Consider the following 23,388-nt stretch of genomic DNA (forward strand, 5'->3'; position numbering starts at 1 on the left):
CATCCTAGGGGTCCTAGCAAAAGGATTCTTAGGATGCTTTTCGCTTTATTTTATGAGTTTGTCTTTGACTTCAATCAAATCTTTAGGGAGTGAAGCAGAAAAGTGAAGATGCTTCCCTGTAAACGGATGAATCAATTCAACTCTTTGGCAATGAAGAGCTTGTCTGGCCAACAATTCTATACTCCCCCCGTAAAGATCATCCCCAAGTAATGGGTGCCCTAAGTGAGCAAAGTGTACACGGATTTGATGAGTTCGGCCCGTTTCAAGATTAATCTCTACTTCAGAATAAGCTTGATTATCATTGATTACTTTATAATGAGTAATCGCCTCTTGACCATCAGCTGCAACCATCCGTTCAATAATACTTGAGGGCCTTCTTTTAATGGGAGCGTGAATCGTTCCTTCTCTCGGTTGAACAAAGCCTTCAGCTAAAGCCAGGTAATATCGTTTCAGCTTACCAGCCCTTTGTCCTTTAGACAATTGATCATGAGCTAACCCATGTTTAGCTACAACTAAAAGGCCTGAAGTATCACGATCCAGCCGGTTAACAGCATGAAAGGTAAAGGGAATATGATGGCTTTCATAGTACCCCATAACGGCATTAGCAAGCGTACGACTTGGATGCTCTCTAGATGGAATGGTAGGCATTCCATGCGGCTTATTTATCACTAAAAGGTGGTCATCTTCATAGTGAATATCCAGGGGGATGCATTCAGGCCTCAGTGATTCATTTTTAGGCTCAGGCGGTACATACACTTCCACTCTGTCCCCACTGAATATTGTTGTTCGAACCGTGACTTCCTTTTGATTAACGAGAATTTTTCCACCCTTAAATTTTATGTCGGCTAGCGATTTCTTAGAAATCTCAATAACTTCCCTCAAAAATGTTCTAAGGAGGATTCCCTCATTAATTCCCTCATTGATTGAAGAACAAGCGTTTGAAGAAACAACATTCGCTGGTACAACCCACTCTATTTTACAAGACATGCTTTCATTTTGAGACATGTTACTCACCGATAAATGAATCCTTTACACGTTTCCAAAATGGGAACGGTCTAAATCTAGCGAACCTGATCTTCTCTTCTGCAACCCGGCATTGAATCGACTTCACTCTTTTGTGATCAAGTGTATAGTGATCAATCGTTACTTGAACATCAACATTATTTAATGGCTTTAACAAACAGGTATGATGCTGCGGCAAGACAAGCGGCGAGCCTACTGTCCGGTATACCCTGTTGTTAATCGAAGCCATTTCAGCTATTTGAATGGAAGCAAGAGAAGGGTGCAAAATAGCACCGCCAAGAGCTTTATTGTAAGCTGTACTTCCAGATGGTGTTGAAATACATAACCCATCACCGCGGAAGACCTCAAATGTATCTCCTTTAATTTGTACATTACTTACAAGAGAACCTTCTAAGCTTTTAACCGTACATTCATTTAATGCAAGATGGCGCTCAGACTTCCCTTCGCCCTCATGCCTAATGACGACTTCAAGCAGCGGATATTCAACAATTTGATAAGGAGTCTTAGCGATGTGAATCACAAGCTTTTCCACCTCATCTGGCACCCAATCTGCATAAAATCCTAAATGGCCTGTATGGATTCCTACAAAAGCAGTATCTTCAAGACGTTCACTGTAGTCGTGAAAAGCTTGAAGCAAGGTACCGTCTCCGCCCACTGTTACAACCATCTCAGGAGTTTCTTCATCATATACTAATCCAAAATCTAACAAATATCGTTTGATTCGCTGTTGTAATGTGTTAGATAGATCATCACCACGCGAAGTGACGGTAAATTTCATATGGTCCTCATCCCTTCCTGCTCCTATAGCTTTCTGCCTTGCTCTTGTTTTTGAATAAATATTTCCTGAGCATCTCTTACCTCATCACGTATAATCGACATTTCCTCATCAAGCTTAAAGGCAGCTTCGGCCGCACGCATTAACCTCATCTTTATATCTTCTGGAATTTCTCCGCTGTACTTATAATTAAGAGAATGTTCAATCGTTGCCCAAAAATTCATTGCAAGCGTGCGGACTTGAAGCTCTACTAATACTTTCTTCTCGCCTTCAATCGTCTGGACAGGATAACGGAGCACTAAATGATACGAACGATATCCGCTTGGTTTCTTTTCCACCACATAATCCCGTTCTTCTATGATGTCAAAGTCTGTGCGTGTGCGAATTAACTTTATAACCGTTTCAATATCTTCCACAAATTGTGTAACAATACGAACTCCCGCAAGATCCTGCATTTTATCCTCGAGTTCATTTAAAGGAATATTTTTTCGTTTTGCCTTATCTACAATGCTAGAGATAGGCTTGACTCGTCCCGTGACAAATTCAATCGGTGTATGATTAGAAGATCGCTGATATTGTTCGCGCAACCCTTTTAATTTCACTTTCAACTCTTCAACCGCTTGCTTATAAGGCATTAAAAAAGTTCCCCAGTCACTCATTCAATCACCATCCGTCCATTGCTAAACAGTCTTTTTAAACACTTCACAAACAGCTGTCTCTAACTCTTCACCATAATTGCTGTTCCCTTCAATATTCTCTAAAAGAAAATCTAGTTCAGCATGCAGCTGCACTAACTCAAGTGTATGATTAGAATCAAATTCTAAAATAAGCGGAGCCTCTGTCTTATACGCTTCATTGAGCAAAGGCCATGTATTTTGACCAAAAGATACATAGTAAAACTGCTCATCGTCTTCTATTATGTATATAAGTGCTAACCCATCAGAATCAACCAGCATTCTCTCTCCGGCTTTGATTCTCTTGATTTCATCCTGAGTAAATGTATGCTTACACGCTGCAGCATACACCTCACTATTTTTTGTAATTTCTAATACGTTCAACTTCTTCATAGTACCCTCCAACATTCACATTCATAGAGTATTTATCTTCAATAGTTTACCACACAAGTTTACCACACACTTATGTTCATTCCTATTAGAAGCACAAGGGAATTAAGATCTGTATTGAGTGGACAACAGAGCTGTGAGATAATGAGAAAATCTCAAAATATAAGGACGTGAGCCGATATGTCGCAAGAAATTGAAATTGAAGTAAAATCATTAGTTACAGAACAGGCTTTCCACCATTTAATCCAAAAAGTAAACTACTCTGTTGAACATGCTGTTACTCAAAAAAATCATTACTTTGAAACAGCTGACTTTATTCTTAAAAGTAAAAGATCTGCCCTTCGAATTCGAGAAAAAGAAGGGAACTATACGCTCACTTTAAAAGAACCGAACAATAAACCCGAACAAGAAGGCTTACTTGAAACCCATCAGATGCTCTCTTTAAATGAAGCAGAGCATGCTATTAATACAGGAGAACTTCCTTCAGGTGAGGTGTGTGAGCAACTCATGCAGCTGGGTGTTAACGTAGATTCATTAACCTACTTAGGTACATTGACAACAAGCCGGATCGAAGGGGAATATGAGAATGGCATTTTGTGCTTTGATAAAAGTACCTACTTAGATCAAGTTGACTATGAAGTTGAATTTGAAGGCAGTACTTTATCGCATGCACAAAGCGTAATAGAAAACCTATTAACGAGCGCCAACCTCTCCCAAGCCCCTACACCGAATAAAGTTGAGCGTTTCTTTGACAGAAAACAACAATTATCATCATAAACTAATTGTTGCCTAGTGAAATATTTGGTAAAGTTAGGTTAAATCTCTTACGGAGGTAACCTTATGGATTTATCATTTTTAAACTCTGTCAACACGCAGCCTTTTATAAGAAATGTGACTCAGGACACGACGACTCAAGCCGCTTCTTTACGCCCTCTCTTTGCTGCCTTCTTACTGCAAGAGAATACAAATGAAATAAGCAATTCGATGATGGGTACTTCGATAGGTAGAAACCAAGACTTATTTATGAACCCCTCATTAAGAGACCGTTATTTATTTTTGCAGATGCAACAATCAAGTGTATCTGATCAAGCTAGTCAGGTTCAAAGCCGAACGAGTAAAGGGGATAAGGTTCATTCACAAGAGCATCAATATTCAAAGCCATTAAACAGCAGCGCCCCATTTGCCTCCTTTATTGAAGCTGCAGCAAAAAAATACAATGTAGACTCAAAGTTAATTTATGCTGTGATTAAACACGAGTCTAACTTTAACCCATCTGCTAGAAGTCATGTAGGAGCGACTGGTTTAATGCAGCTGATGCCAGCTACTGCCCGTATGCTTAAGGTAGATAATATGTTAGATCCTAAACAAAATATTGAGGGCGGAACTAAATACTTACGTCAAATGCTTGATAAATATAAAGGAGACGTGAAACTTGCTCTTGCGGCATACAACGCAGGACCAGGAAATGTTGACCGTTATAATGGCATCCCGCCATTCAAAGAAACCCAAAATTACGTCCCAAAAGTGTATAATACGTATCTAAATGCATGAGTACACCCCCCTTTCATCCTTATAAGGGGGGTGTTTTTTTACTGTTTCTTCTTTATTTTTACCAATGTAGTGAAATAGGTCGCTCCGCCGCCAAAATCGGAAAGTTTATTCGTAGTTAAAGCATTTGTATTCTTCCCGCCAAATGCTTTATGCGGCCATACCCCTCTAATCATGATGACCGATTCAGCTACACGATCGTCAACTTTCACCTTCACCTCAATGGACCCATTTCGATTAAACAGCGAAACCGTGTCGTGCTCAACAATTTTACATTTCCCTGCTGTTTTCGGGTGAATAACGGCAAGAGGCTCTTCTTCCCCCTCGTCATAAAAACTTGATAGAAATTGACTATTTAAACCCCTTCGATGCGGTGAGGATAAAAGCCACCATTCATCCTCCCCCCTTTTCATCAATTTATTGATGGAAGGGACAGGTCGTAAGCCGTGTTGTTTCATTTGTTCGGAATAAAATTCAATTTTACCAGATGGAGTAAGGTAATCTCCCGCCGTCCAAGGTTCCACATCATCTACATCTTCTAAAGGCCATTTCACAGTCTTCCCTGCTAACAGATCTTCTTGCCAGTGTTTGGGCTTGTCTTTTATGGCCTGTCGGATAAGGGAATCATCGTCTTCTAAAAAACACTCTTCTTTAAAACCACATGCATCCGCCAGTCTTCTAAATAATTCCGTATTACAAACCGCTTCTCCTAGAGACTTAATGACCGGTTTCCCTATTTGCCAGTAGCGATGCCAGTAGGATTTATATAAGTCTAGATGCTCCATCGCTGTTGTTGCAGGTAGTACATAATCTGCATACATGGCCGTTTCAGTCATCGTTTGCTCATGCACAACTGTAAATAAATCTTTTCTTTTTAACCCTTTTAAAACAGTTATCTGATTTTGATTCACTGAAGCTGGATTACTATTATAGACAAACAATGCTTTAACAGGGTCCTTTCGTGCCACCAATGCCTCACCAAGACTATTCATATTAATAAGCTTTGCTTTTTCTGTGCGAAGATCGGGCCGCTCAAGTGCTTTTGAATTCACCCTGCCTTGACTTAAATTAAAAAAGATCGCTCCCCCGCCCCGATGCTGCCATGCACCGGTCAACGCTGGCAAACATAAAATCGCCCGTGTATTCATTCCTCCGTTTGTATGGTGCTGCTGCCCATTGCCAATACGGATGAAGGAAGCTTTATGTGCAGCATACTTAATAGCTAATTGCTTAAGCACTTCTGCTTTAACACCAGTCATTTCTTCTACATATTCAGGGGTGTATGCCAAAGCTTCTTCTTTCAAATGATCTACACCTATTGTATGACGGCGGATAAATGTCTGATTAACCAGCTCCTGTTCAAATAAAACATGAATCAAACCTAAAGCAAGCACACCGTCAGTTCCAGGAGACACTTGAATATATTGATCTGCTTTTTTAGCAGTTTCTGTCCGCTCTACATCAATTACAATAACTTTCGCTCCCTTTTTTCTCGCTTCTTCTATTAGCAGCCATTGATGGATATTTGTTAGCAGTGTATTCGCTCCCCAAATAATGATGAGAGATGAATGGACAGTATCTTCAGGATCTAAACCGACTTGTGCACCCATCGTATACAAAAAGGCAGCATTACCTGCAGCTGAACATATCGTACGCTCAATCATTGCCGAATTAAGACGATTAAAGAAGCGCCGGTCCATGCTGGCATTTTGAATGACTCCAATCGTACCGCTGTAACTATACGGCAGGATGCTCCTCCCTCCGTATCTCTTTTTCACATTTAAAAGCTCTGTTGAGATCTCTGCTATTGCTTGACTCCAACTTATCTCTGCAAACTTCCCTTCCCCTTTTTCCCCTATTCTTTTGAGCGGTTTTTTCAGCCTTTTTTCTGAATAGATCTTTTTAGGATAATGTCTTACCTTTTCACAAATGACTCCTTTTGTAACAGGGTGGCTCGCTTGTCCGGTTACATGTTGCACAACACCTTGTCGAACACCTACGGTCAGACCGCAAGTATCAGGACAATTATGAGGACATACTGTATGTAACTTGGTCATGTTCATATCTTTCGGATGATTCAAAAGAACCGCTCCCCTCTTTTTAAAAAGCTAAAGGCTATTCTATACTGTTAATAGCAAACAGATTATTTGCCGAAGTTGTTTGAGGTTGCTACAATATGAAACAGTAATGATTGAGCAATTATAATCACAAACAGTAAGGTACAGATAGGTCAAATTATGCAGCTGCTCTTTTATATTAATTATACTAGCTCTCACCTTAAGAGTGTACCGGCTGTGTGTTAAGGAGCGAGATACATGTCAAACCAAATGACACCCTATGAAGCCCTCGGCGGAGAAGCCGTTCTTTCAGAGTTGGTCGATACGTTTTATTCATACGTAGCTAATCATCCGGACCTAGCCCCCTTATTTCCAAAGGATTTAACGGAAACGGCCCGTAAACAAAAACAATTTATGACTCAATTTTTAGGAGGTCCTTCCCTTTATACAGAAGAGCATGGTCATCCTATGTTACGAGCAAGACATATGCCATTTCCTATATCTAAAAAAGAAGCAGAAGCATGGCTGTCTTGTATGAATAAAGCAATGGATACTGTGAATGTAGAAGGTCTTATACGTGAATACATGATGGAAAGATTGACGATGACTGCTCATCATATGGTTAATAAATAGAGACTTCCTTTAATGAAAAAGCTTTTAAGAAAGGAGAATGACCATTGAAACCAAAAGCGCTCCATTCATCTTGTGATAACGAACACGGCATATGTGGTCTGGATCCTGAACACCCCTTGCAAACAAAACGTAAGCCGCTGGAAATATATACTTTTATTGATCCGCTATGCGCAGAATGCTGGGCGTTTGAACCGATATTAAAAAAGCTCCAAGTAGAGTACGGGGCTTATTTCAAAATTCGATTTCTAGTCGCTGGTCGATTACAAGCATGGAATTTCTGCCAAGAAACAAAAAAAGGCTTAGCCAAAAAGAGTGAAATAGCTAAGGTTTGGGAAAAAATTGCTCATGAAACCGGGATGTCATGTGATGGGGATGTATGGTTAGAACATGAATGGTCTTCTCCATATAAAGCATCCATTGCCATTAAAGCTGCGGAACTACAAGGGCCGCACGCAGGTTCACGCTTTTTGCGTAAATTAAGAGAGTATTTGTTTTTGGAGAAAAAAAACATTACCGAAGATGAGATCATTATGAATTGTGCCGAATCTGCTCATTTAGATTTAGAAGAATTTAAGAAAGACCTTGAGTCACCACTTGCAAAGAAGGCTCTTCAATGTGATATAAAAACAACAAATGAGATGGGCGTTGAAGTGGTTCCGACCTTTGTATTCTTCAATAATAATGTAGACGAAGAAGGTTTAAGTATTACAGGCTTGTATCCTTATCACATCTACGTTCAAATGATTGAAGAACTCCTAGGCTATACACCGGAAAAAGCCGAGCCTATTTCGATCGAAGAGTTCCTTAAGAGATATAATTTCGTGGCGACAATTGAAGTAGCGGTTGTGTTTGATTTAGCTCCTGAGGAAGCTGAAAAGCAATTAAAATTGTTAAAACTTCAGCAAAAAGTAGAAGCCGTGCCGGTGAAATACGGAACCTTTTGGAGGTATATCGGCAGCTAAAAGAGTTGATAAAAGAGCGTCTCAATATGAGGCGCTCTTTTCATCCTCTATGGGGGAGAGAATGTGATGTGTTTCACATGTATAGAATATCAAATGCATCAAGGTAAGACAATATTGATTCTGCATCGTTCATCATATCGTCATATGTGTAAAAACTTGTCTTAAACAGACCTTACCCTCATATATATATTACATACCTACTGACTTAAGATGACTATTTCCTAATGAAAGGAAGATTGACATTGACCAAGGCAAAGCGCTTTATCGGGATCATTTTAATCATCATTGCCTTTTATTTTTACATCTTATCCCTAATGAGTATGTTCCCACTGTTTGTGGCAGCTCCACTATTGTTTCTTTCTATTCTATTTACCATTAGTCCTCCATTGAAACAAAACCGATTTAAGGGGTACAGATAGCTTATAAAAAGGCCTCGCGTTTATAGTCAACGCGGGGCCTCCTTACAATGTATACATTTACCTATGCTTCTAATAAACGTTCCATTTCATCAAGTGTTTCTTCAAATAAACGGAGCGCTTCTTCAATTGGCTCTTTAGACGTCATGTCTACACCAGCTTCCTTCAGCACCTCGATTGGGAAATTAGAGCTCCCTGCTTTTAAGAAGGATAAGTAACGATCAACCGCAGGCTCCCCTTCTTCTAATATCTGCTTTGAAAGAGCTGCTGCAGCACTGTAGCCCGTTGCATACTGATAGACATAGAAATTGTAATAGAAATGAGGGATGCGTGCCCATTCTAAACCAATCTCTTCATCTACAACCATTTCTTCACCGAAATATTTCTTGTTTAATTCATAATAGGTTGTTGTTAACAATTCAGGGGTCAAAGCCTCCCCGTCAGCAGACAGTTCATGAATTTTTTGCTCAAACTCAGCAAACATTGTCTGCCTGAAAACTGTCCCTCTAAATCCTTCTAGAAAATGATTTAACAGGTACAGTTTTTGTTGTTTATCTGTTGTCGTTTTAACTAAGTAATTATTTAATAATGATTCATTTAACGTCGAAGCAACTTCAGCGACAAAAATAGTGTAATCCCCATAGACATAAGGCTGATGCTTACGAGTATAGTAGCTGTGCATACTATGGCCAAATTCATGAGCTAATGTAAATAAGTTATCGATGTTATCCTGCCAGTTCATGAGAATGTAGGGCATCGTTCCGTAAGCACCTGAAGAATAAGCCCCGCTGCGCTTACCAACCGTTTCTTCTACGTCGACCCAGCGTTTAGTAAAACCTTCTTTTAAGACGTTCACGTATTCTTCTCCAAGCGGCTCGACCCCTTGGATTACAAGATCTTTAGCCTCTTCATAAGAAACTTTGACCTTGCTGCCTTCTACTAACGGCGTATACAAGTCATACATATGCAGCTCTTCAACGCCTAGTACTTTTTTGCGCAGCTTCACATATCGATGCAGCAAGTGAATATTTTTATTAATCGTTTCTACTAACTGGTCATATACCACCTCTGGGATATGATTTTGACTTAATGCTGCCTCCCTAGCCGAGCGGTACTTCCGTACATTTGCAAAGAATAAATCTTTTTTCACTTGGCCGCTTAATGTTTGAGCAAAGGTATTTTTAAACTGCCCATATGTATTATAAACGGCTTTAAATGCATTTTCTCTCACTTTACGGTCTTTTGACTCAAGTAAAGATATAAATCTGCCATGAGTAATCTCTACATCTTCACCATCATCATCCTTTATTGTCGGAAATGTTAAGTCTGCATTGTTTAACATACCAAACGTCTGCCCAGGACTTTGAAGCGCTTCACTCGCTTGAGCTAAGATTGCCTCTTCTGCTTCAGATAACACATGCGGCTTTTCTTTATATAATTCTTCCAACATGTGCTCATATCTGTTTAATCCCTCGTGTTCATTAATAAATTGCTTGATTATTTTCTCATCAAGCTCTAGCAGTTCAGGAGTTAAATATGCTACAGATTGTGCAACTTGTGCACTTAGGCTCATTGCTCTTTCATGCAGCCCTTGATAGAGTGAATTTGTTGTATCTTCATCATTGCGCATATGAGCATACGTATATAGTCTGTTTAAGCGCTCGCTGATCTCATCTTGCTTTTGAAGTGCTTCGTATAGACTGTCAGCTGATTCTCCTAGTTTCCCTTTATATGCGGTCATTTGCGGGTAAAGAGATTTTACAGCAGAAAACTCTTCTTCCCACTCTTTATCTGTCGCAAAAATAGCTTCTAGGTCCCATTTTGAAGCTTCAGGTACCTCAGTTCTTTTTAAACGTTGTTTAGCCAAGATTAATCCCTCCAAATATGATCACTCAAAAAGAGAAGGTGTGAAATCATTCCTTCCCAACTTATAGTATTCGTCATCAAGGAGATTTTTCCTTTCTTTATTAACTATCCACATTTGAGTTTTTACGGGATTGATGCAATAGTTTATGATCAAGCTGGTTCGCTTCCTCTACAGTAGTGGGAATTACAGCATCCCTAAGCCTCATATACGTTTTGGGCTGCTCAGAGATTACCTGCAGAAAGCCTGCTTCCGTTAAAAATGTGAGATACCCAGCTAGCGTTTCTTCTAAATAGACTGGCTGATAAAAAGACCTCATTTTCAGCCAACGTTTCCCTTCCTTTTTAAGAAAGCATGAATGAATAGAACGAAACGTAATAGGGTGGTGAATTGGCTTTTGAAGAAGACAGGCATACAATAAATACGTCTGCCAAATATGAGGAGAGGTTTCAATCAAGGAATAAGAAGGAGTGGGCCATCCAGCCTCTATGGGAAATAAAGAAGGCGGGATACGGTGATGATACAATAATTGATGAAAAAATTGATCGGTTGGGGTGGGGTAAGGATATATTTTAGCATAGCGCCATTTCTTTTTGACCTCTATCCAGTTCTCATTAAAGGATGAAATTGGCTCTGGCATATGCAATAAGTGGGATAGTAAAAAGTCCTGATTCGAAACTTCACGAAGGGGAGCTACGTGTTTCATTTTAGAGATCGGAGCGGGATGAGTGAGAGTGATAAATTTTTGAAGGTCGGAACAATAATAGTGAATGACAGAGGGGATATCACGTATAATCGAACTGGCATACCATTCAAACGATTGGATAGAAAAGACCTTTGCACCTACCCTTTTTAAACGATTGCCGCCAAAAATCCAAATAGGAATGATGCCAAGCTGCTCATACCCTTTCGACCTTTTTCGTATTTGGCTCTCTTCAATAACTGAACATTGATATTCGATAGCATAAAGCTGATCTTTCACTTTGAATAACACATCTGGTCTTTGTCTAATGAGCGGAAGATATACTTCAAGTGCAGCTTTATAGCCCTGTTTTCTGATCCATTCATACAGCTGCTTTTTCCCTCTCAAATGATAAAGGGATTCAGGCTCCCCTTGAACAGTACATGAAGATCCTTTTTTGTGAGCAAAATGCCATTGTTTCTTGTCGCCAATCTTGAGCAGCAGTTCGGCTGTACAACAGGGACAATAAAAATTCACTTCCTCTCTCATATCCTTTAACTGGATATAGGTCCACTGATCACACATTGAAATAGTTGAGCCATCTTTTAGTTTTGCAGTTAACAACTGAGGAACACCTCCATTCTAAGATAAGGATTTATTCGACCTCTTCTTCTCGATCTCCTGTTTATTTCAAATAATTAAATCATTCATTTAATTGAAATAAAAAATCCCCATTCTTAATTAATAATAAGAAGAGGGATTTATGACTTATTTGTACGTTTACAATAATGGTGATAAAAGCCTTGAGGTTGATTCAATAAGCCGATGGAAAAATGGTCGGTTTTTAAACAATGAAAAGTTAATTTGGTTAGAATGCTCGAGATCGTAAACATAATCACTTACAAGCTTTGTCACACTGCTCGTACGATATAAATAGGCATTCACCTCAAAGTTTAAATGAAAACTTCTCATATCCATATTAGATGTGCCTATTGATGCTATCTCATGATCGACAATAATTATTTTACTGTGCATAAAACCACGGTTATACTCGTAAACCTTTACTCCTGCTTCAAGCAGCTCAGGGAAATAAGACCTTGAGGCATGAAAAACAATTCGCTTGTCTGGACGGTTTGGGACAAGGATTCGGACATCAATCCCGCTTAAAGCGGCAATTTTTAAAGCACTTAAAATATCATCATCTGGAATGAAATACGGACTTGCAATCCAAATCGATTTTTTTGCAGAAGTGATCATTGAAAAGAATAGCTTCTTATTCACTTCCCACCTCGTATCCGGCCCGCTTGCAATCATTTGAACGCCGCCATCGCCCTTTGTCATTGATAGTGAAGGAGATAAATACGTTTGGTTTAAAATCGTTTCACCTGTCTGATAATGCCAGTCCTGCAAGAAAATAAGCTGAAGTGTTCTAACAGCTTCTCCCCTTACATACAAGTGTGTATCTCTCCAATAACCAAAGTATGCATCTTTACCTAGATATTCATCACCGATATTTAAACCACCAACAAATCCTACTACCCCATCGATGACAATAATCTTGCGATGGTTACGATAATTAATTGTATGAGTTAAAAAAGGTAATTTTACAGGTGAGAACGAAACCATTTCCACTCCTGCAACCCGCAGTTCTTCGACATATGACTTCGAAAGCTTCCAGCTCCCTACCCCATCATATAAAAAACGTACGTGAACTCCTTCCTTGGCTTTAGAAATTAAAATATCTTTAATTTGGTTACCAAGGTCATCATGCCGAACGATATAATACTCAAGATGAATATGGTGTTCGGCCATTTTTAGTGCTTGCAGGATATGAGCATAGGTTTCCTTTCCATCTGTTAATACTTTCGTTTCACTTGAAAAGGAGATCGGGTTTTTGCCTAACTTATGAGCTAAGCGGAACAATAATTGTTGATGCCCTCCCATTTTCTTCAGCTGCTCTTCATTTAACTGCCGCTGCCCCTCAATTTTTTGAAAGGCTCGTTCATCTTCTATTGCTTTTTTAGAAAACCGCTTACTTTTTCTATGATTTTGTCCAAACATTAAATAAAAGAAAAAGCCGACGACTGGAAATGCCGCTAACACTAGAAGCCAAGTAAGGGTTTTTGTAGGATGTCTGTTCTCAAAGAAAATAATAATGCCAATAAATATAACGGATAGAGTAAACACAACGCTCAGTGTTCCTACCATCCAGCTTTGCAGAAAACCTCTTGAAATGTACAGGGCCGCAAATAATAGCGCAAAAAAAGCTAAAACATTTAATCTGTTTTTCATTTTATTCTCCCATGGCAATTAATAAATGGTGGTTGATTAACAACCTTATTTTAACATTGATCAAGATAAAAGAAAGCCGACTTCTTTATGAAATCGGCTTACATCAGTTAATTTTGTGGAAAATGACCTCTTAGGTGTTTAAGAGCATATTCTCCAATAATCTCCTTGCCGTACTCTTGCATACGGTGAATGGAAAGGTCTGTTTCGTATCCATATTCAAGCATTTGACTTAACATGTCATCCTGCTCATCTTCGTTATATTGATCGTCATTAAATAGCACATGCAAATAATAACGTCCTTCGAAATGATATAGTTCATTTTCAAGATCGTCTATAAAAAAGTTATGGCTTAACGAAATAATATCTTCAAAATCATTAAAACCAATCACAATTTCTAGCTGATCTGTATCAATACCTTCATCGTCTTCACTTGAATGACCTGTCATTAAGTCAACGATGTTCTCGTCAGTATTTTCTTTATCCTGACTTACAGGGATTTCGAGTTTCACATTGCCATCACTCACTTGTCCGCGGGTAACCACAATTTCTAACCCTTTATCTAATGCATGAACTTGAATCCATAAAGGTCCATCTAATTCAAATTCATCTCGGTCATTTGCCTCATTCATCATTTCGAAGAAGAGCTCTTCGCCACGTTCACGATTATACCAAATTTCGTCTCGGTCAAAGCCCCGGTCCTCAATATCTTTATACGTAATAAAGAATTTAATTGTTGTATCATTCACGCGTTCAATATCCATGTTCGCTCTCCCTCCTATCGAACTTTAATCAAACAGAAAAGTAAAAGTCTATATCATTCTTATCGACTCAGCTTGCCCTATTTCATACTAAAATAACCTACATCCTTACTAGTCTCAATCTTAGCTGGTTTCAACGATCAATTATTTAAGACATGATTTATAGAGCATATTATCTGTTTCTTATATTTTATGACATATAAGCTCAAAATGGAAATCTAAAAACCTATTTTTCTATGATTTTTCAGAAAAAAGGCATTCCAATAATCACACTGCTTCATTTATGAGGTTTTCATCATAATTTAGCCTGCCTATAAATATATGTGTTCTATAGAGTGTGAAGACAAGCTAGATCATTTTGGCTCGTTAGCTGTTATGACTTTTAATTGTTACAGATCACTTTATGTTATGTCAAGAATAAATATGATGGATTTAGCTTATACACTATAGGAGCTGATGCATAAATGGATATAGATTGGTTGATCTCATTAGTAACCATTATCGGTGTAGACATTATTTTAGGGGGAGACAATGCGATTGTTGTCGCCTTAGCATGCAGACATCTTCATCCAGATGTTCGTAATAAGGCGATTATTTTAGGAATTACATTAGCCCTTTTGATTAGGATGTGCTTAACTTTTATAGCAGTAGAATTACTAGCAATTCCGTTTTTATTAGCAATTGGCGGTGCTCTATTAATTTACATAGCCTATTCCCTTCTAGCTACACCAGATGACCATACTACTATTAATGGCGGAAACAGTCTTTATTCAGCAATAAAAGCAATAGTCATTGCAGACTTTGTTATGGGTTTTGATAATGTCATTGCTGTAGCGGGAGCCGCTCACGGAAACACAAACCTTGTTTTAATAGGCCTCCTCTTTTCAGTGCCTATTATTATATGGGGCAGCAAAATTATTCTAAAAGCTTTTGATCGCTTTCCTATTATTATTTATTTCGGTGCTGCCATTTTGGCCTTTACAGCAACGAGAATGATTAAGCACGAAAACATGTTATCGCCTCTATTCACTCAGCACCCATCTTTTTCAATTGCATTTCAAGTTATAGTCATTGGGGGGGTTCTTCTTCTAGGCTATCTTACAAAGAAAAAATACATGGGCCACATTATATAGTGAGATGAGAAAAACCTTCTAGTTTATGTTTTAACTAGAAGGTTTTGTATTAGTTAACCATGCGTTTTGCTTCTTCTAAGTGGAAAGAACGAACTTTCCTTGGTAAGAAGCGACGAATTTCCGCTTCATTGTATCCAACTTGCAGGCGTTTCTCATCAAAAATGATCGGGCGACGAAGCAAGCCGGGATGATCACTAATTATTTTGAAGAGTGTTTGAAGTGATAAAGATTCTAATTCTACATTTAACTCTTGAAACACTTTTGATCTTGTTGAGATGATCTCGTCCGTTCCATCTTCGGTCATGCGTACGACTTCTTTCACTTCTTCCACTGAAAGCGGCGCAGAAAAAATATTACGTTCTTCAAACGGAATGTTATTTTCCTCTAACCATGCTTTTGCTTTTCGACAAGATGTACAACTTGGTGAAGTTAATAATGTAACCATCGTGTGGACCTCTCCTTCCAGAAATGAGATCTATTGATGAAGATTGTTGGGAATTGTCTTATAGATCTAATTATAATGGATTTTTTAAGTTTTGTATAGGTAAAGTTCAAATTATCTGTACAATAGTTGAACAAAGTACTCTATATGCACTTACCTAGTACCCTCATACTCCAAACATTAAACGTAAAAGTTTTTAAACATTTATGTTTACTTAGTTGATTATACGCTGTTTTTTCGTTTCATGCCTTACTTGTCACATGATCGTCACATAAATGGTAGACATTTTAAATTCAAGATATTTATCTGCATAAAAACAGCTATGTACATACTTTGTACATAGCCTGTGCATTACTAGGATGCAGGTGTCCGTTTTGAAGGCTGTGTCATCGGCCTTCTTTTAGGAATCCCTTTTAAATTTTTTGCCTTTTTCTTAAGGAAATCTTTCACCATGTCTCTTTTACGTTTTCTCAACTTGTTCTTCTGTGAACCTTTCATCTAGAACACCATCCTTTACTTGGCGTCAAGAGCTCACTTATACAGTCGGCTGATCATCGTCACTTGGATTATTATACGTAAGAACCTGATCGACATCCTCATATGAAGAACCATATAATTCTTTATCCTTATACGTATGGATATTTTCATACGTGTGCTTCATTTTTTCATAGATGCTATGCTCAGATTCATCCGTTGGTGACCAATATAGGATCTCAAGTTCATTCACTTCGTTTGTCGCTAGTGAACGTCGGCGATATCCTATAGACTGTGCATGTTTGAACCCTTCACGATTATAAAAGCGCTGTCTTTTTTCTGTGTCCGTTTCTTCATAATCAATTGGTTCAACTTCAAGGATAATTGGCTTATGCTTTGCTTTGAGATTATCGAGAAGCTTCTTACCTAACCCCTGGCCTCTAGCGTCTTTAGAAACAAACAAATAATCTACAAATGTAAAGTCATCTGTTTCTACATACATCATAACATGATTTGGCCCTTCATCTTTATGGTAAATATCTGCTTTTTCTTTTAATAACAGTTCCATGTGTTCTTTTGATTTCATTTCTTCAACAGGAAAATACTTATTTAATTTTTCATACCAATTCACAATTATGACCTCCGTATAATGTACTATTACTAGTATATTCCTCTTTTCAAAAACTATAAACTCGCACTTTACATCATCTATTGTGAGATAACTTCACACGATGAAGCTAACCGAGATCACACCTCTTTCTCATAGAATACTTCTAAGATGCTACGATATACTCTAGAAAACAAAAAAGAGCGTCCAGTCGGACACTCTTTAATCTAGAGGCTTATAATTCACCCCTTCGGTGTATCGGTTTGATGCATTCCACAATAAGAACTCATCAATTCCTTCCTCATTTAAAGCTCGTATTTGAGCTTCAACTTCTTCCTTACCGTAAACGAGATAATTTCCGGATCCTAAATAACTGGCTGTAAAGTCTTGAATCCATGGACGAGAAACAGGTGATTCTTCTAATGCCCCCAATACTTGATTTTCAACTTTTGCATACTCTTTTGTTAACTCATATGGATATAGATCTGGTTTATCAAGTCCAAAATAAGGTGTCCAGTGGCTTGGGTAAATCATAGATGAGATTACATCAACATTCTCAGATATTTTTGAGAAGTTTTGGCCAATACCAGGCGCTTCTGATATCGTCGCAGCGTAACCAAAGATGTCTACAGATACGTCCACGTCATATGGAGCTAATTGTTCTCTAGCATAAGCAACAAAATCGGTTACTGCAGAGACACGCTTTTGAATATTATCACCATCTCCGCCTTCATATTCACCAACTGAATACTGAAGCATCTCATCTCTTCTCTCAAATCCTTCGGGAAATCTTACATAATCAAATTGAATCTCTTTAAAACCCATTTTGGCTGCTTCTTCAGCAATATCAATATTGTAGTCCCATACTTCTTTTAGAAATGGGTTAACAAATGCTTCTCCTCGTCCATTTTTCCAAACTTGTCCATTATCAAGAAAGGATAAATCCGGACGTTCTTCGGCTAAGATCGAATCTTTAAAAACAACAATTCTTGCAATCGGATAAATTTCATTCTCTTCTAATGTCTCCATCATTTGTTCCGTATTGGAAATGAAGTTTTGAGAAATTCCATAAAAAGGAGAATCCTCTTCAGGTCGATAGGTGAGATGCCCATGATCCTCTTTAATATCGATTACCATTGAATTAAGGTCGGTTGAATTAACTAATTCTAAAAGACTTTCAAAGCGTTCTCCTCCAGCTGAATTTCCTGTTACATAAATCCCTCGAACCCCGTCTTCCGGATAAGTAAAATGGTACCCTGAATCATAGACAAATCGATTTAATTGCTCTGGCAGCCCAAGAGGCGAACGTTCAACCACTTTAAAGGCATGGTCTTTAGCCTGCACTGTAGAAGCCTCTTCTGCTGATACTGGTGACATAACAAATAAGAGTAAAGAAGTCATTACGATCATGACTATGCCGAGATATTTCCCCATTCATACACAACCTTTCTCCCTAACTATTGTCTTTATGTATTAATCTTCATCTTTTGCATCCCAATCTTCAGGAATAGGTTCTGCAAGTTCCTCAGCTAATTGCTTTTTCTTTAAGTCAATTTGTTCCTTATGCTTTGAAAACTGTGCTTTATTTATTAAGTACGAATTCCCATCAAAAACGGCACGAATATTGCCTTTTTGAATCTGTTCTTTAATGTAGAGGCTGGATACTCCAAGATATTCCGCTAAATCCTCGATGCTTACATACATGTATAATCCTCCCACTTGAATTATAACGTCTCTAATTCATGAAGTCACCCTTGAAGCTCCTTCAAAAAAACCGAACAACGACATTCGTTATTCGGCTCTCTCAATTCTCTATCGTGTCGTGCCTATCGTTTTAACCTTCCACTTAACCTTTTACCTTCTATAATGGAAGAATAAAAATCATGACGAGGAAGAAGTGCAGTACACTCCCTGCTAAAACGAAAAGATGCCAGATAGCATGGTGATATTTAAATCCTCTCCACACATAAAAGATTGCTCCAATCGTATAGCAAAGTCCTCCTCCAATCAGGAAGATCAGCCCTTCTGTACCTAAGTTGGTCATAATAGGCTGAATAGCAAATAGAGCTAACCAGCCCATTAAAATGTAAAATACAGTCGATAAAAATAAATATTTTTTAACAAAAAAAGCTTTAAAGACAATCCCGATCGTCGCAAGACCCCAAACAACTCCAAACAATGTCCAACCTAATGCGCCTTGAACGACGATAAATAAAATCGGTGTATAAGAACCCGCAATAAACAAATAAATAGAGGCATGATCTAACACTTCAAATACATTTTTAGCTTTCCCTGGTGGAAGAGCATGTAACATCGTTGATGAGATATAGAGCATAAGCATCGTTGCTCCAAAAATGGTGAAGCTGACAACATGCCAAGCTGATCCGTGTAAACTTGAGAAGACAATGAGTAATACTAATGCGGCAATACTTAATAATGCCCCAATACCGTGAGTGATAGCATTTGCTATTTCTTCGCCTTTTGAAAATGTATGTGTTGTATCCATTCGTCTCTCCTTTTTGCTAATAATTGCTTTATTATAACAGAGAATGGGATAAAAGAATAATAAACAAATCGTACATTTTCGTTGCATCTACTATTCGTCCTCTATATAATAGTAAAAATACATTTTTTGCTCGTTAGATATCTTACCATACTTGAAAGGAGCCAGTTTCATGAGACATGTCACATTAATTCAACTTTTTAATCACCCAATCACTCAAAAATTCGTAAAACGTTCTGGGATGGCGCACGCAATTGCTTGTGCCTTTCATGCCTATAAATTATCAAAAAAATACAATGTGAACCCTGACCTTGCGACAAAAGCTGCTTTTCTTCATGATATTGGCCATTATACTTGGTATCGCAACGGGAAGTGGGATTATGATTTATACAAACAAAATGATATTCATGCGATTAAAGGGGCAGAGCGTGCACACAAATTGCTGATTCGTCTTGGAGAACATCCAAAATCAGCAAAAGAAATTGCCCTTGCTATTCTTCTCCATACCGATTCATATCTGCCTCAAGGAGAGCTTCATTTAAACCCCCTTCAACAAGTGGTTGCCTTAGCTGATGAGGCAGATGAAGAGCCAAGCGGGGAACATCATTACAGAACGATCTCAGATGAGAGAGCAAGAAAAATGCTTGCCGAACTAGACGAATTAGTAGCACTCGCCTTATCCCAAACCACATAATACAGAGACATGGACTTCATTATAAATAGTACAACAAAAGGTTAATCTATTTTGATTAACCTTTTATGCTATAACTATCCTCCTCTTATGTGCGGCCAAAATAAAAATCATTGACGCCCCGCAATCCACATGCTACATTAATACTTAATCGAATACAGTTAGCCCTAAAAAGGGGAGTAGCGACCTATGGTCAATGAGTCGTCATGACAGTGGATAACACTCGGTTCATTGAGCTTTGATTATTCAAAGTACGCAAGACCTTTTTATGAGAGTTTGCTTTATTGGGCAAACTCTCATAAAAAGGTCTTTTTTGTGTTCTAGACAGACTTTTCTTATTTTTGTTTTGAGTTTGATTTATATTTTTGATTGATGATTTATATTATTGAGGAGGTTTTTATATGGTTTTCGTCTGGTTTATAATAGCAGCCATTATCACTGTTCTTGCAGCCATTAAGCTGTCAACATATGCTGATACCATTGGAGAGAAATCATCACTCGGGGGGATGGTGGTTGGTACCATATTTCTTGCTGGAGCAACCTCTTTGCCTGAGGTAACAACTAGTGTATCGGCTATCGTACTAGATAACCCAGATATTGCAGTGGGAAACGTTTTTGGCAGTAATATGTTTAATTTACTAATCATCGCTTGCTTTGACTTGTACTTTCGTAAGCAGCAAATATTCCGTCATGCGGATCACTCTCATTTCTTTACTGCCAGCCTTGGATTATTGCTTGCTATTGTAGCTCTGCTTGCATTGACCATAAGAATTGACATATCATTTCTAAATATTGGAGTGGATATATGGATTTTAATCATTCTTTATGGGTTTGGTGTATGGTATATTTCAAAAATGTCCAATAAAGAATCTAAAGCTCCTGTGCCAGTGGCTGATGAAGAAGAATCTGCCCATGATTTTTCTGCCATTCCACTAAAAACTGCAATCATCGGCTTTATTATCGCTGCTGTAGTCATTATGGGTGCAGGAACATTACTTACAGTTTCTGGTGATAAAATAGCTGTTGTCACCGGACTTGGTTCAAGCTTTGTAGGAAGTTTTCTCATCGCAGCTACTACTTCCTTGCCTGAAGCAGTATCTGTATTAGTAGCACTTCAGCTTCGAAATTATAACTTAGCTATCGGGTCGATCCTTGGTAGTAATTTATTCAATATCTTAATATTAGGTGCATCTGATATTTTTTATCAAAAAGGTTCCATTATTTCTGCGGTATCAAGTGTACATCAAATCACCTCGGCCGCTGTAGCGATTTTATGTGTGGTTGTACTCTATTCATTAGTGAGGAAACCAATTAACTCCACGTTTAGATATGCCCTGCCATCTATCGTGTTAATTGCCCTCTACTTTGTTTCTTCATACTTAATTTTTGTTCAGTAAAAACAGTGAAATAAAACGAAAAGAAGAGAGCTGACTGGCTCTCTTCTTTTTTCTATCTTCATCACTGTCTAAATAAATATAGATCCTCCATCATACTGTATGAGAGTCCTCCATTTATCCTTTGAACAATGACTCCATTTTCATCGATAACAACGGTTGTTGGGATACCGATAATTTGATACATATTCATGACCTCTCCTGTTTCATCAAGCAGCACATCAAATGAGGCATTAAAGTGTTTTAAAAACGGTTCAACCTCAGCAATACTTGCTTCCTGACTAGTCATATTAACCGCTATGAACTTTGCCCCTTTTTGAGTCAGGCGCTTCTCTAATTCTACAATGACAGGCATTTCTTCTTGGCAAGGCGGACACCATGTAGCAAAAAAATTAATAACGACAGGTGTGCCGTGAAAATCGTTAAGAGAAACGGTTTCCCCTCGTAATGAATGAAGTTCAAATGACTTCGCCTCATTACCAACTTGTACCCCCTGTTTAACTGAGGCAGCTACAGCTTCTTCAACTTGCTGAAATACACTCTCTGACTGGCTATACATAAACCCGACTGAACAAAGGATCAATATAAGAGCACTTCTAAACGCCATTTGGCGAACCTTCATTTATTATCCTCCCTTCTTATAACTAAACAAGATGCTATAATGTAGATTATGTCCATCTATCAGTAATGATGCGAAAGGAGTGGAATAATTTTGACCAAGCTACAAATCTTACAAGTGATTGCTGTAACGATCTTAGGAATTTATGTGATATTAGCCTATACCAACTATACAGAAGCAGATTGGTTCTTCTTTATTATAGCTGCTATTAATATCATTTTATGGGTTTTAAGACTTCGCGAAAGAAAAACAAATAATTAATAATTAAGTTCAGTATTTTTTCTCTTGTTTTGCTTACATTAAATGTAACCACCTAAGAGGAGGAATAGATGATGAGTTTCAGCTTACGAACAATTAAAAATATTAGTATTGAATTTCTTGAAATTCTTTTTGCCCTTGAATATGAAGAAGTTTTTAACTATGATCAGAAAACACAAAAAAGATATACTCTTGCTAATAAACTTAATCCTTATAAATCGTAACGAAAATTCATTTCGTTACGATATCACATTTAGTGCCTGCTCTTTTACAGAAATGGTTACTGGAGTTTCTCCAATCATCTCCCCATCTCCATGAATCATTAATTGCTTTTCAGAAGAGACATGTATAGTCTTTCCTCTATACTCATTGACTCCTTTTTTTCCCAAATGCTTTCCATTAAATACTAAAGGAAATATGCTCAACAATTTCCATTTGGATAAACTATGAACTACACATATATCTAATAACCCATCCTTGCTCGATGCATTAGGGCAAATCTTCATCCCTCCGCCATAATATGGATGGTTTGCTATAGCAATAAGCCATACATTTTCAACCTTCATCTCCTCACCATCAATAGTTAATACAACATTCGCCGGTTTAAAATAATTCAATACTTTTAGCACACTGTAAATATAAGCAGCACTGCCCAGCCATTTTTTAATTTTGATTTCATTAGTAACCTTAGCAACTAAACCGTCAAAGCCAAGCCCAATGACTGTGAGACAACTCTTTGCCCCCACTGTGATCACATCCATTTTTTCATGATCACTGTTTACTATATGATTGATCTGTTTAATACAATCTTTACTTATACCATGGGCTCTTGCGAAATCATTACCCGAACCAGTCGGAATTAGGCTGAATGGGACATCTGTTCCTGCTAATTCATTAATGACGCTATGGCTTGTTCCATCACCCCCGACTGCAATCACACACCTCACCTTACCTCGAGCATTCTCAAGAATTGACCTTAACAGTATTATCTCCTCTTTAGAATCCGTTTTTAATACTTGGTACTCAATTTTATTGTTTATTAAATATTCCTCTACTCTTGTCCAGACCCTTTCCGCTCTACCTTTTCCAGCTTTAGTGTTTACAATAAAAACGAACATAATAGTTGTACCCCCGTCTATATTTGTGCCTTTTGTCTTAATTCCTCATCTATCAACGGATCCCTTTAATAGGAT

The 23,388-nt window shown here is 38.1% G+C and carries 26 protein-coding genes; 10 read left to right on the plus strand and 16 right to left on the minus strand.

The window, feature by feature from the left end; all coding sequences use genetic code 11:
- Positions 1-45: 45 nt before the first annotated feature.
- From PQ478_RS15590 to PQ478_RS15605, 4 genes are read right to left on the minus strand one after another with little or no spacing between them, the layout of a single operon-like run.
- Positions 46-1,014, minus strand: a complete 969-nt coding sequence (locus PQ478_RS15590; protein ID WP_289234793.1) for an RluA family pseudouridine synthase — start codon at positions 1,012-1,014, stop codon at positions 46-48.
- Entirely contained in the window at positions 1,007-1,801 is a 795-nt protein-coding gene (locus PQ478_RS15595) for an NAD kinase (RefSeq protein WP_012959715.1), read from the minus strand. The genes PQ478_RS15590 and PQ478_RS15595 overlap by 8 nt, the downstream gene beginning before the upstream one ends.
- 23 nt (positions 1,802-1,824) lie before the next feature.
- Positions 1,825-2,457, minus strand: coding sequence for a GTP diphosphokinase (gene yjbM / locus PQ478_RS15600; protein ID WP_031311579.1), 633 nt, complete (start codon positions 2,455-2,457; stop codon positions 1,825-1,827).
- 21 nt (positions 2,458-2,478) lie between these two features.
- Positions 2,479-2,865, minus strand: coding sequence for a UPF0738 family protein (locus PQ478_RS15605; protein ID WP_289234794.1), 387 nt, complete (start codon positions 2,863-2,865; stop codon positions 2,479-2,481).
- Positions 2,866-3,042: 177 nt separating this feature from the next.
- Between PQ478_RS15605 and PQ478_RS15610 the strand changes: the two genes are divergently transcribed.
- Together PQ478_RS15610 and PQ478_RS15615 are read left to right on the plus strand one after the other, a co-directional pair.
- On the plus strand, positions 3,043-3,639 hold the full coding sequence (locus PQ478_RS15610) for a CYTH domain-containing protein (protein ID WP_012959718.1): 597 nt from the start codon (positions 3,043-3,045) through the stop codon (positions 3,637-3,639).
- Positions 3,640-3,702: 63 nt separating this feature from the next.
- A complete protein-coding gene (locus tag PQ478_RS15615; protein WP_289234795.1) occupies positions 3,703-4,413 on the plus strand; it encodes a lytic transglycosylase domain-containing protein in 711 nt (236 codons plus the stop codon).
- Between the two features lie 38 nt (positions 4,414-4,451).
- Here the strand turns inward: PQ478_RS15615 and PQ478_RS15620 are convergent, their stop codons facing one another.
- Entirely contained in the window at positions 4,452-6,491 is a 2,040-nt protein-coding gene (locus PQ478_RS15620; RefSeq protein WP_289234796.1) for a molybdopterin-dependent oxidoreductase, read from the minus strand.
- A 234-nt stretch (positions 6,492-6,725) separates the two neighbouring features.
- Between PQ478_RS15620 and PQ478_RS15625 the strand changes: the two genes are divergently transcribed.
- The 3 genes from PQ478_RS15625 (at position 6,726) to PQ478_RS22005 (ending at position 8,481) form a co-directional block, all read left to right on the plus strand.
- Positions 6,726-7,100: a globin domain-containing protein gene (locus PQ478_RS15625; protein WP_289234797.1), complete on the plus strand. Its 375-nt coding sequence runs from the start codon at positions 6,726-6,728 to the stop codon at positions 7,098-7,100.
- A 44-nt stretch (positions 7,101-7,144) separates the two neighbouring features.
- Positions 7,145-8,062: a ClpXP adapter SpxH family protein gene (locus PQ478_RS15630; RefSeq protein ID WP_289234798.1), complete on the plus strand. Its 918-nt coding sequence runs from the start codon at positions 7,145-7,147 to the stop codon at positions 8,060-8,062.
- A gap of 224 nt (positions 8,063-8,286) precedes the next feature.
- Complete coding sequence (locus PQ478_RS22005; protein WP_152976469.1) at positions 8,287-8,481, plus strand: hypothetical protein; 195 nt, start codon at positions 8,287-8,289, stop codon at positions 8,479-8,481.
- 61 nt (positions 8,482-8,542) lie between these two features.
- Here the strand turns inward: PQ478_RS22005 and pepF are convergent, their stop codons facing one another.
- The 4 genes from pepF to mecA all read right to left on the minus strand — a co-directional run bounded on the left by pepF (position 8,543) and on the right by mecA (position 14,077).
- A complete protein-coding gene (gene pepF, locus PQ478_RS15635; RefSeq protein ID WP_289234799.1) occupies positions 8,543-10,345 on the minus strand; it encodes an oligoendopeptidase F in 1,803 nt (600 codons plus the stop codon).
- A 100-nt stretch (positions 10,346-10,445) separates the two neighbouring features.
- A complete protein-coding gene (locus PQ478_RS15640; RefSeq protein WP_289234800.1) occupies positions 10,446-11,648 on the minus strand; it encodes a competence protein CoiA in 1,203 nt (400 codons plus the stop codon).
- Positions 11,649-11,804: 156 nt separating this feature from the next.
- Positions 11,805-13,316, minus strand: coding sequence for a cardiolipin synthase (gene cls, locus PQ478_RS15645; protein ID WP_075681074.1), 1,512 nt, complete (start codon positions 13,314-13,316; stop codon positions 11,805-11,807).
- Positions 13,317-13,423: 107 nt separating this feature from the next.
- Positions 13,424-14,077, minus strand: a complete 654-nt coding sequence (gene mecA / locus PQ478_RS15650) for an adaptor protein MecA (protein WP_012959726.1) — start codon at positions 14,075-14,077, stop codon at positions 13,424-13,426.
- Positions 14,078-14,538: 461 nt separating this feature from the next.
- Between mecA and PQ478_RS15655 the strand changes: the two genes are divergently transcribed.
- Positions 14,539-15,207 carry a TerC family protein gene (locus PQ478_RS15655; protein WP_289234801.1) on the plus strand — a complete coding sequence of 223 codons (669 nt, stop codon included), beginning with the start codon at positions 14,539-14,541 and terminating at the stop codon, positions 15,205-15,207.
- Positions 15,208-15,256: 49 nt separating this feature from the next.
- Here PQ478_RS15655 and spxA read toward each other — a convergent pair whose 3' ends face one another.
- The 5 genes from spxA to trhA form a co-directional block, all read right to left on the minus strand.
- A complete protein-coding gene (gene spxA, locus PQ478_RS15660; RefSeq protein ID WP_012959728.1) occupies positions 15,257-15,652 on the minus strand; it encodes a transcriptional regulator SpxA in 396 nt (131 codons plus the stop codon).
- A gap of 532 nt (positions 15,653-16,184) precedes the next feature.
- On the minus strand, positions 16,185-16,754 hold the full coding sequence (locus PQ478_RS15665; RefSeq protein WP_289234802.1) for a GNAT family N-acetyltransferase: 570 nt from the start codon (positions 16,752-16,754) through the stop codon (positions 16,185-16,187).
- Positions 16,755-16,952: 198 nt separating this feature from the next.
- Positions 16,953-18,164, minus strand: coding sequence for a putative glycoside hydrolase (locus PQ478_RS15670; RefSeq protein WP_289234803.1), 1,212 nt, complete (start codon positions 18,162-18,164; stop codon positions 16,953-16,955).
- A 39-nt stretch (positions 18,165-18,203) separates the two neighbouring features.
- On the minus strand, positions 18,204-18,434 hold the full coding sequence (locus PQ478_RS15675; RefSeq protein ID WP_075681082.1) for an excisionase family DNA-binding protein: 231 nt from the start codon (positions 18,432-18,434) through the stop codon (positions 18,204-18,206).
- 157 nt (positions 18,435-18,591) lie between these two features.
- Positions 18,592-19,236, minus strand: a complete 645-nt coding sequence (gene trhA / locus PQ478_RS15680) for a PAQR family membrane homeostasis protein TrhA (protein ID WP_012959733.1) — start codon at positions 19,234-19,236, stop codon at positions 18,592-18,594.
- Positions 19,237-19,405: 169 nt separating this feature from the next.
- Between trhA and PQ478_RS15685 the strand changes: the two genes are divergently transcribed.
- Together PQ478_RS15685 and PQ478_RS15690 are read left to right on the plus strand one after the other, a co-directional pair.
- Entirely contained in the window at positions 19,406-19,927 is a 522-nt protein-coding gene (locus PQ478_RS15685; protein WP_012959734.1) for an HD domain-containing protein, read from the plus strand.
- Positions 19,928-20,325: 398 nt separating this feature from the next.
- Complete coding sequence (locus PQ478_RS15690; RefSeq protein ID WP_289234804.1) at positions 20,326-21,321, plus strand: sodium:calcium antiporter; 996 nt, start codon at positions 20,326-20,328, stop codon at positions 21,319-21,321.
- 61 nt (positions 21,322-21,382) lie between these two features.
- Here the strand turns inward: PQ478_RS15690 and PQ478_RS15695 are convergent, their stop codons facing one another.
- Positions 21,383-21,940 carry a TlpA disulfide reductase family protein gene (locus PQ478_RS15695; protein WP_075681086.1) on the minus strand — a complete coding sequence of 186 codons (558 nt, stop codon included), beginning with the start codon at positions 21,938-21,940 and terminating at the stop codon, positions 21,383-21,385.
- A 90-nt stretch (positions 21,941-22,030) separates the two neighbouring features.
- Between PQ478_RS15695 and PQ478_RS15700 the strand changes: the two genes are divergently transcribed.
- Both PQ478_RS15700 and PQ478_RS15705 read left to right on the plus strand, forming a co-directional pair.
- Positions 22,031-22,198, plus strand: coding sequence for a hypothetical protein (locus tag PQ478_RS15700; protein ID WP_012959737.1), 168 nt, complete (start codon positions 22,031-22,033; stop codon positions 22,196-22,198).
- A gap of 68 nt (positions 22,199-22,266) precedes the next feature.
- Positions 22,267-22,419 (plus strand): hypothetical protein, encoded by a 153-nt coding sequence (locus PQ478_RS15705; protein WP_158305572.1) that lies wholly within the window; start codon positions 22,267-22,269, stop codon positions 22,417-22,419.
- Positions 22,420-22,434: 15 nt separating this feature from the next.
- On the opposite strand, the gene PQ478_RS15710 is transcribed toward PQ478_RS15705, so the two are convergent.
- Entirely contained in the window at positions 22,435-23,313 is an 879-nt protein-coding gene (locus tag PQ478_RS15710; protein WP_289234805.1) for a diacylglycerol/lipid kinase family protein, read from the minus strand.
- Positions 23,314-23,388 lie beyond the last annotated feature (75 nt).

Origin of the sequence: Alkalihalophilus pseudofirmus (assembly GCF_029094545.1) — a bacterium.
GTDB lineage: Bacteria > Bacillota > Bacilli > Bacillales > Bacillaceae_D > Alkalihalophilus > Alkalihalophilus pseudofirmus.

Coding starts and splice junctions, on each gene's coding strand:
- PQ478_RS15595 (WP_012959715.1), bottom strand. CDS start 1,801: ATGAAATTTACCGTCACTTCGCGTGGTGATGATCTATCTAACACATTA.
- yjbM (WP_031311579.1), bottom strand. CDS start 2,457: ATGAGTGACTGGGGAACTTTTTTAATGCCTTATAAGCAAGCGGTTGAA.
- PQ478_RS15605 (WP_289234794.1), bottom strand. CDS start 2,865: ATGAAGAAGTTGAACGTATTAGAAATTACAAAAAATAGTGAGGTGTAT.
- PQ478_RS15610 (WP_012959718.1), top strand. CDS start 3,043: ATGTCGCAAGAAATTGAAATTGAAGTAAAATCATTAGTTACAGAACAG.
- PQ478_RS15615 (WP_289234795.1), top strand. CDS start 3,703: ATGGATTTATCATTTTTAAACTCTGTCAACACGCAGCCTTTTATAAGA.
- PQ478_RS15625 (WP_289234797.1), top strand. CDS start 6,726: ATGTCAAACCAAATGACACCCTATGAAGCCCTCGGCGGAGAAGCCGTT.
- PQ478_RS22005 (WP_152976469.1), top strand. CDS start 8,287: ATGAAAGGAAGATTGACATTGACCAAGGCAAAGCGCTTTATCGGGATC.
- cls (WP_075681074.1), bottom strand. CDS start 13,316: ATGAAAAACAGATTAAATGTTTTAGCTTTTTTTGCGCTATTATTTGCG.
- mecA (WP_012959726.1), bottom strand. CDS start 14,077: ATGGATATTGAACGCGTGAATGATACAACAATTAAATTCTTTATTACG.
- PQ478_RS15655 (WP_289234801.1), top strand. CDS start 14,539: ATGGATATAGATTGGTTGATCTCATTAGTAACCATTATCGGTGTAGAC.
- spxA (WP_012959728.1), bottom strand. CDS start 15,652: ATGGTTACATTATTAACTTCACCAAGTTGTACATCTTGTCGAAAAGCA.
- PQ478_RS15670 (WP_289234803.1), bottom strand. CDS start 18,164: ATGGGGAAATATCTCGGCATAGTCATGATCGTAATGACTTCTTTACTC.
- PQ478_RS15675 (WP_075681082.1), bottom strand. CDS start 18,434: ATGTATGTAAGCATCGAGGATTTAGCGGAATATCTTGGAGTATCCAGC.
- trhA (WP_012959733.1), bottom strand. CDS start 19,236: ATGGATACAACACATACATTTTCAAAAGGCGAAGAAATAGCAAATGCT.
- PQ478_RS15685 (WP_012959734.1), top strand. CDS start 19,406: ATGAGACATGTCACATTAATTCAACTTTTTAATCACCCAATCACTCAA.
- PQ478_RS15690 (WP_289234804.1), top strand. CDS start 20,326: ATGGTTTTCGTCTGGTTTATAATAGCAGCCATTATCACTGTTCTTGCA.
- PQ478_RS15695 (WP_075681086.1), bottom strand. CDS start 21,940: ATGAAGGTTCGCCAAATGGCGTTTAGAAGTGCTCTTATATTGATCCTT.
- PQ478_RS15705 (WP_158305572.1), top strand. CDS start 22,267: ATGATGAGTTTCAGCTTACGAACAATTAAAAATATTAGTATTGAATTT.
- PQ478_RS15710 (WP_289234805.1), bottom strand. CDS start 23,313: ATGTTCGTTTTTATTGTAAACACTAAAGCTGGAAAAGGTAGAGCGGAA.